This is a genomic window from Streptosporangium minutum, from assembly GCF_002149035.1.
Lineage (GTDB): Bacteria > Actinomycetota > Actinomycetes > Streptosporangiales > Streptosporangiaceae > Streptosporangium > Streptosporangium minutum.
In genome coordinates this window covers 1-7,776 of record NZ_NGFP01000354.1, presented here as the reverse complement: position 1 = coordinate 7,776, position 7,776 = coordinate 1, and the positions used below count along the sequence as shown (strand labels likewise).

At 68.7% G+C, this 7,776-nt stretch carries 5 protein-coding genes and 1 rRNA gene; 4 read left to right on the top strand and 2 right to left on the bottom strand.

The features are described from left to right. The first annotated feature begins 30 nt into the window (after window positions 1-30). The 3 genes from CA984_RS41100 to CA984_RS41090 all read left to right on the top strand — a co-directional run bounded on the left by CA984_RS41100 (window position 31) and on the right by CA984_RS41090 (window position 5,647). Complete coding sequence (locus CA984_RS41100) at window positions 31-2,424, top strand: HAD-IC family P-type ATPase (protein ID WP_086578749.1); 2,394 nt, start codon at window positions 31-33, stop codon at window positions 2,422-2,424. Beyond that, window positions 2,421-4,175 (top strand): arginine--tRNA ligase, encoded by a 1,755-nt coding sequence (gene argS, locus CA984_RS41095; RefSeq protein ID WP_086578748.1) that lies wholly within the window; start codon window positions 2,421-2,423, stop codon window positions 4,173-4,175. Before CA984_RS41100 ends, argS begins: the two co-directional genes overlap by 4 nt. A 143-nt stretch (window positions 4,176-4,318) precedes the next feature. Then, window positions 4,319-5,647 (top strand): hypothetical protein, encoded by a 1,329-nt coding sequence (locus CA984_RS41090; protein WP_242676459.1) that lies wholly within the window; start codon window positions 4,319-4,321, stop codon window positions 5,645-5,647. Between the two features lie 307 nt (window positions 5,648-5,954). Here CA984_RS41090 and CA984_RS41085 read toward each other — a convergent pair whose 3' ends face one another. Beyond that, the gene (locus CA984_RS41085) at window positions 5,955-6,347 is read right to left on the bottom strand and encodes a cell division protein SepF (RefSeq protein WP_012895305.1); all 393 of its coding nucleotides are present in this window, start codon (window positions 6,345-6,347) and stop codon (window positions 5,955-5,957) included. 188 nt (window positions 6,348-6,535) lie between these two features. Here CA984_RS41085 and CA984_RS41080 point away from each other — a divergent pair, with 188 nt between their 5' ends. After that, window positions 6,536-7,324, top strand: a complete 789-nt coding sequence (locus CA984_RS41080) for a PhzF family phenazine biosynthesis protein (protein ID WP_086578747.1) — start codon at window positions 6,536-6,538, stop codon at window positions 7,322-7,324. Window positions 7,325-7,554: 230 nt separating this feature from the next. Here the strand turns inward: CA984_RS41080 and rrf are convergent. After that, a 5S ribosomal RNA gene (gene rrf, locus CA984_RS41075) occupies window positions 7,555-7,671 on the bottom strand. Between the last annotated feature and the right edge of the window lie 105 nt (window positions 7,672-7,776).

The window sequence follows — 7,776 nt, the reverse complement described above, 5'->3', positions numbered from 1 at the left end:
GGCCCACCGCCCCCGGCGGCCGCCCGCGTAATGTGGGGAGGACCCACACGAATCTCGGGGGGCCGCGTGGAGCAGCCGGCGGAGCGGGGGCTGACCACTGCGGAGGTCGCCGAACGGGTGGCGCGCGACCAGGTCAACGTGGTCCGGCGCAGGTCGAGCAGATCGCTTCCGGCGATCATCCGGGCCAACGTCCTCACCCTGTTCAACGCGGTGATCGCCGTCCTGTGGATTCTGATCATGGTCTTCGGGCAGTGGCAGGACGGGCTCTTCGGCGCGGTGATCGTGGCCAACTCGGCGATCGGCATCGTCCAGGAGCTCCGCGCCAAACGCACCCTGGACCACCTCGCCGTCGTCAACGAGGCCCCCGTCAAGGTCCGCCGGGACGGCGCCGACACCCCGATCCCGCCCAGACAGATCGTGCTCGGCGACCTCATCCTGCTCGCCTCCGGCGACCAGCTCCAGGTCGACGGCCGGGTGGCGGACGCCGACGGGCTGGAGGTGGACGAGTCCCTGCTCACCGGCGAGGCCGACCCCGTCCACAAGCGCCCCGGCGACCAGGTGCTCTCCGGCAGCTTCGTCGTCGCCGGCGCCGGTTCGTACGTCGCGACCAGGGTGGGCGGCGCCGCCTACGCGGCCAGGCTCGCCGACGAGGCCAGCAAGTTCAACCTGTCCCACTCGGAGCTGCGCGCCGGCATCAACCGGTTCATCAAATACATCACCTGGTTGATCGTGCCGATCGGCACGCTGCTCATCTGGAGCCAGGTCAGCAGGACGAGCGACTTCGGCCAGGCCATCACCGGCGCGGTGGCGGGCATCGTCACCATGATCCCCGAAGGCCTGGTCCTGATGACCAGCATCGCCTTCGCCGTCGGGGTGATCCGGCTGGGCAAGCGCCGCTGCCTGGTCCAGGAGCTGCCCGCCATCGAGGTGCTGGCCCGGGTGGACGTGCTCTGCCTGGACAAGACCGGCACGCTCACCGCGGGCGGCATGAGCCTCGACCGGGTACGCCCGCTCCGCGACGACCTGCCCGTCGACGAGGCCCTCGGCGCGCTGGCCCACCTGGACCCGGACCCCAACCCCACCGCCCGGACCGTCCAGTCCGCATACCCCGACCCTCCCGGCTGGCGCCCCGACCTCAAGGTGCCCTTCTCCTCGGCCCGCAAATGGAGCGGGGCGGAGTTCGCCGGGCAGGGCGCCTGGGTGCTCGGCGCCGCCGACGTCCTGCTCACCCCGGACACCCCGGAGTACGGCGAGGCCGAGGAGACGGCCGCCACCGGCCTCCGCGTGCTCGCCCTGGTCCGGGTCGCGTCACTGCGCGACCCCGACGACCTCGGCCCCGTCGAGGCGGCGGCCGTCATCGCCCTCAAGCAGCGGATCCGCCCCGAGGCGGCCGCCACCCTCGGATACTTCGCCGAGCAGGGCGTCACCATAAAGATCATCTCTGGCGACAACCCCGAGTCGGTCTCGGCCATCGCCCTCTCCCTCGGCGTACCCGGCGGGGAACACGCGGTGGACGCCCGCACCCTGCCGGAGAACGATCCCGAGAAGCTGGCGGAGATCCTGGACGCCAACACCGTCTTCGGCCGGGTCACCCCGCACCAGAAACGCTCGTTCGTCGGCGCCCTCCAGTCACGCGGTCACACGGTCGCGATGACTGGCGACGGCGTCAACGACGTGCTCGCGCTCAAGGACGCCGACCTCGGCGTGGCGATGGGCTCGGGCAGCGGCGCCGCCCGATCGGTCGCCCAGATCGTGCTGATGGACGACAACTTCACCGGCCTGCCCTCGGTGGTGGCGGAGGGCCGCCGGGTCCTGGCCAACATCGAGCGCGTCTCCAGTCTCTTCCTCACCAAGACCTTCTACGCCATCGTCCTGTCCCTGCTCACCGGGGTCGTCGGGCTCGCCTTCCCGTTCGCCCCCCGGCACTCCACCCTGGTCAACGCGCTGACGATCGGCATCCCGGCGTTCTTTCTCGCACTCGCACCGAGCAACGAGCGGGCCAGGACCGGCTTCGTGCCCCGCGTGCTCCGGCTGGCGATCCCCGCCGGAGTCATCTGCGCGGTCGCCGTCTACCTGTCGTACTGGGCCGCCCAAGCCGGCTCCTCCACCCTGGAGGAGAACCGCACCTCAGCGGTGATCACGTTGTTCATGACCACGTGGTGGGTGCTGGTCCTGATCGCCGGACCGTACGTATGGTGGCGCGTCGTGCTGGTGACCTCCATGGCCGTACTGTTCGCGCTCGCCCTCGCCACACCGTTCACCCGGGACTTCTTCGCGCTCGCCCTCGGCGACCTGAGCAACGACCTCGTCGCGGCCGGGTTCGGCGTGGCCGGCGCGGTCGCACTGACGATCGTTTTCAAGATCATGCGATCACCCGATATATCGCCGGGTCAGGGCCGGTCAAACGATACCCTTGAGTCATGACCGACCCGCAGCTCATCCTCACCGAGCGCGTCCAGCAGGCGCTGGCCGCCGCCTTCGGTACGGATTACGCCGACGCAGACCCGCTGATCCGTCCCTCCCAGTTCGCCGACTACCAGGCGAACGTGGCGATGAGCCTGAGCAAGCGACTGCGACGAGCCCCGCGGGAAGTCGCCCAAAAGATCGCCGATCGCCTCTCCGGCCGCGCCGAAGGCGCGCAGGGCGACGCCTTCCCCGGCACCGTCGAGGTCAGCGGTCCCGGTTTCCTGAACATCACGCTCTCCGACGACTGGATCGCCGAGCAGACCGCCGAGATCATGGCCGACCCGCGCAGCGGCGTCGCCCAGACCACCCCGCCGCAGACCATCGTGATCGACTACTCCGCGCCCAACGCGGCCAAGGAGATGCACGTCGGCCACCTGCGCACGACCATCGTCGGCGACGCCCTGGCCCGCGTGCACGAGCACCTGGGCAACAAGGTCATCCGGCAGAACCACCTGGGCGACTGGGGCACCCCGTTCGGCATGCTCATCGAGCACCTGCTGGACATCGGCGAGGCGACCGCCGTCGCCCAGCTCGAGGCCGGCGAGGGCAACGCCTACTACCAGGCGGCCCGCGCCAAGTTCGACTCCGACCCGGAGTTCAACCAGCGCGCCCGCACGCGGGTGGTGACCCTCCAGGCCGAAGAGCCGGAGACCATGCGCCTGTGGCACATCTTCATGGACGCCACGGTCCGCTATTTCAACAAGGTCTACAGCCAGCTCGGCGTGACGCTCACCGACGACGACATCGCCGGTGAGAGCATGTACAACCACATGCTCGCCCGGGTCTGCGACGAGCTCCAGGAACGCGGCGTCGCCGTCGTCAGCGACGGCGCGCTCTGCATCTTCCCGCCCGGTTTCACCGGCCGCGAGGACCAGCCGCTGCCGTTCATGATCCGCAAGAGCGACGGCGGGTACGGCTACGCCACCACCGACATGGCTACCATCCACTACCGCGTCCAGGACCTCAAGGTCGACCGGATCCTCTACGTGATCGGGGCGACCCAGGCCCTGCACATGTCGATGCTGTTCGCCTCCGCCAGGATGGCCGGCTGGCTGCCCGACCACGTCAGGGCCGAGCACGTCCAGATCGGCAGCGTGCTGGGCAGCGACGGCAAGATGTTCAAGACCCGCAGCGGCGAGTCCATCAAGCTGCTGGACCTGCTGGACGAGGCGGAGACCCGCGCCGCCGCCGTGCTCGCCGGCCGCGACTACGACGACGCCGCGCGCGCCGAGATCGGGCATGCCGTCGGCATGGGCGCGGTCAAGTACGCCGACCTGTCGGTCAGCCACGACAGCGAATACGTCTTCGACTTCGACCGCATGCTCGCCCTGACCGGCAACACCGGCCCCTACCTCCAGTACGCCACGGCCCGGATCCGCTCCATCTTCCGCAAGGCAGGCATGGCCCCGGCCACGGCGACCGGCCCGATCCTGCTCGGCCACCCGGCCGAGCGCGCCCTGGCCCTGCAGGTGCTCGGGTTCGGCTCCGTCGTGAACGAGGTGGCCGAAGGCTCCGCGCCGCACAAGCTCGCCGCCTACCTGTTCGAGACCGCGAGCATCTTCACCACCTTCTACGAGAACTGCCCCGTCCTGAAGGACGACGTCGACCCGGCCACGCGCGCCTCGCGGCTCGCCCTGTGCGCGCTCACCCTGCGCGTCCTGGAGACCGGCCTGGACCTACTCGGCGTCCCGGTTCCCGAGCGCATGTGAGTCATCCACCGGATGATCGCCTTGATTCACCAAATTGAGGCGATCATCCGGCAAAGTTGGGTTCGGCGCGCCTCCCGACGGGGATGACCGAGGCGCACTACGCTGGCGCGGTCACCGGTCACAACTTCGGAGAGTTCTCTGCCTTGAGCACCGACCTGACCGCGAGTTCCCACGTCGGGACGGAGCTGCACCGCTACGCCGAGGCACTCCTGGCGAATCTGGCCGCCGACGCGGCCCTCTCCATGACGCCGCCGCGATTCCCGGACACGACCGACCACTGGCTGGCCCCGGCAGTCGAGGCTCTCGTCCTGCTCATGCGCGGCGAAGACGCACTCGAACCCCTCGGCCGCGCCGCCCAGCTCGACGGGCAGCGGACCGCGCTCTTCCTCTGCCTGGCTCTGGCCGTCTCCGGTCAGGGCGACCAGATCCATGCCTCCTGGCTGGGCATCGCCTTCGGCGAGATGGCCGTTGACCGTCCGGTGACCCACGGCCAGCGTGCGCTCTGGCTCGCCGCCGCCAGGGGAGCGTACGGCCCCGCGGGCAAGATCTTCGTGCTCCGCAAGCTCGACGCGGTGGCCACCCCCTCGGAGGTCGAGCCCGACCGCTGGCTGAGCGCGCTGACCCCGCACGAGCCGTCGATGGTGGTGCCGCCGTCCCTGGTCGACTTCCCCCAGCTCGCCGAGCTCCCCGAGCTGGCCGAGCCCGTCCAGGCCGCCGACCAGCTGACCCGCCTGCTCGGCCGCTGCATCGAGATCACCTCGACCCGGGAGGGGACCGGCGGAAAGCTGGCCAACCGCGCGAGCAAGCCCGCCGCCGTGTGGACCGAGGGCGAGCCGCTGACGGTGCTGCGCCATCTGATCGGCTCAGGTGGCCCCGAGGGGCCGATGAACTCACTCGCCGGGCACCTGCTCGGCGACCTGCAGCCCGGCTCCGACCCGCATCTCGCCGCCATCGCGCTGCACATGGCCGCGCCGATCGTGCGGACCGCCGCCGAGCGCCTCGTCCAGGCCACCCAGGTCGATCCGCCGCAGTCGGTCACCATGCCGCTGCTGGGGCACCACGTGGTGCTCCGGCCGGATGGCCCGGACGCCGAATCGCTGGCCGCCGCCGAAAAGCGCATCACCGTCGAAGGGGTGCCCGTCCGCGGCCGGCCCTGGCCCGCCTACGCGCTGCTCGCCCTCGGCGTGGCGGCTCTGGTGGCCGCGCTCGTCACCCCGGTGACGCTGCCGCTCACAGCACTCGCGGTGGCCCTGCTCGCAGCGGGGGGCCACCAGCTCTGGCGCCGCCGCAGACGCGAGCAGGCAGACGCCGAATACGTCACAGCACAGCTCTCCGAGCTGCGCGAGCTGGCTGAGGGTGCCGTGTGGGCCCTGCACGAATACGCGCGGGAGAGCGAGAAGCGCGCCCAGACCGCCACCTCAGACCTGGCCGAACTGGTCCGCGTGCTCCGCCGGGGCCCCCGCGCGGGGTAGCTGGAGGCTGCCGGGCCCGGGAAGCACGGAAACCTCGTGACCGGGCAACGCGGGGACACCAGGCCGGGGAAGAGGGGACGCCGGGGTCTGGGAAGCAGGGGAATCCCAGCTCCGGAGGACACGGTGACCCCGGGCCCGGGAGGCAGGGAAACACCGAGCCCAGGAGGTGAGGGCCCCCCACGGGGGCCTCGGGCTCAGGAAGTAAGGGAACACCGAGACTGGAGGACACGGGGACCCCGGGTCCGGGAAGGACGAGAACGCCGGAAGGCACGTTCCAATCATTCCTGTCGTTCCGGTCACCGTGGGATCAGCCGGTGGTGATCTCCACCTCGGCCGGAGCCAGCAGGAAGACCTTCTCCGCGATGCGCTCGATGCGGCCCTCGCAGCCGTAGGCCAGACCTGCGGCGAAGTCGACCATGCGGGTGGCCTCAGCCGTGCTCATGACGTTGACGTCCATGATGACCGTCTGGCCGTCACGGAAGTGCCGTCCGATGATCGGAGCGTCGTTGTACTTCCTGGGCGTCAGCATCACGATCCGAGAGGGCTCGCTCATCGAACGCCAGCGCTTGGCCGCACGCTCCGAAGCGGGCTGCCAGTCCTCGCCCTCACCCTCGACTTCGTCCTCGTAGTCATAGGACTCGTCGTAATCCTCTGCTCCACCCAGGCCAAGGTAGGTCGCCACCTTGCGCACTGCCCCCATCGGCTCGTCCTTTCCTCAGGACCACGCCGCAGCCGGCTTGTCCTACACCTTGGACGGTAACCGACGACCAGAAGTTCGCCGCGCGACACGCCCAACGCTTATTACCACTTTGTACGGCTAGCGCACTGGTTTGCCTGGCCCTCATACCCGCTTTCAGCCGAATATTGTCGTTCAGTTAAAATTACTTCATGCGTATCTATACGGTCGATTCATTTACCGACCAATTTTCCAAGGGTAACCCTGCGGGGGTCTGCTTGCTCGACAATCCGGTTCCGGATGTCTGGATGCAGTCCATCGCAGCGGAGATGAGGCACTCCGAGACGGCCTTCGTGCTTGAAGGGGAAGACGGCGAGCCGTATTCACTCCGTTGGTTCACACCGGTGGTCGAGGTGGCCCTGTGCGGACACGCCACCTTGGCCGCGGCACATGTCCTGTATTCCACAGGATCACCCCCGGAAACCCTTGAGTTCTCAACGAAGAGCGGGATTCTGTCCGTGACCAGGGACGGAACGGGTCTAATCAGCATGGACTTCCCGGCGAAGGCGCTGGAGGCGGTGAGCGCGCCGGACGGTCTGGCGGCGGCACTGGGGGTCGAGCCTCTCTGGGTCGGCAAGAACGTCTGGGACTATCTGGTGGAGGTCGACTCCGAGGAGACCGTTCGCGCCGTCTCCCCTGACTTCCTCGCGCTGGAGAAGGTGGACGCCCGAGGAGTCATCGTGACGGCTCCCGCGTCGAGCCCCGGTGCCGACTACGTCTCCCGATTCTTCGCTCCCAGAGTCGGTGTCAACGAGGACCCCGTGACCGGTTCCGCCCACTGCGCCCTGGCCCCCTACTGGACGGGCAAGCTCGGCTCGGCCTCCCTGGTCGGTGCCCAGCTCTCCCAGCGGGGCGGTGTGATCCACACGACGGTGCGGGGTGACCGGGTCGAGCTGAGCGGGCGTGCGGTGACTGTGCTCTCCGGAAAACTCCACGTCTGAAGAACGTAGCCGACCGGGTGTAGAGTTCCTGCCGGCCGCACAGAGGGACGGAATCCGGTGGCAGGCATCCGTCCGGCGTGGGAAGGCAAGTCCCCGGAAAAGGGGCGGTGGAAAAAGGGTCCGCAGGAAAAACACCGACTGAAAGGGGGCAGGGAACAGGGCAGGGGAACAGAAAGGGTTCCGGAAAACAGAAAAGGCCACCCCGAAGGGTGGCCTTTCCTATAAAGATTGTCCGGCGGCGACCTACTCTCCCACACCGTCCCCGGTGCAGTACCATCGGCGCTGAAGAGCTTAACTTCCGGGTTCGGAATGTAACCGGGTGTTTCCCCTTCGCCATAACCGCCGTAACACTATGAAACTGTCAAACACACACGGTGCTTGCTGTTTCAGAATCGCATAGTGGACGCGAGCAAAAATGCTTTGTGGTCAAGTCCTCGGCCTATTAGTACCGG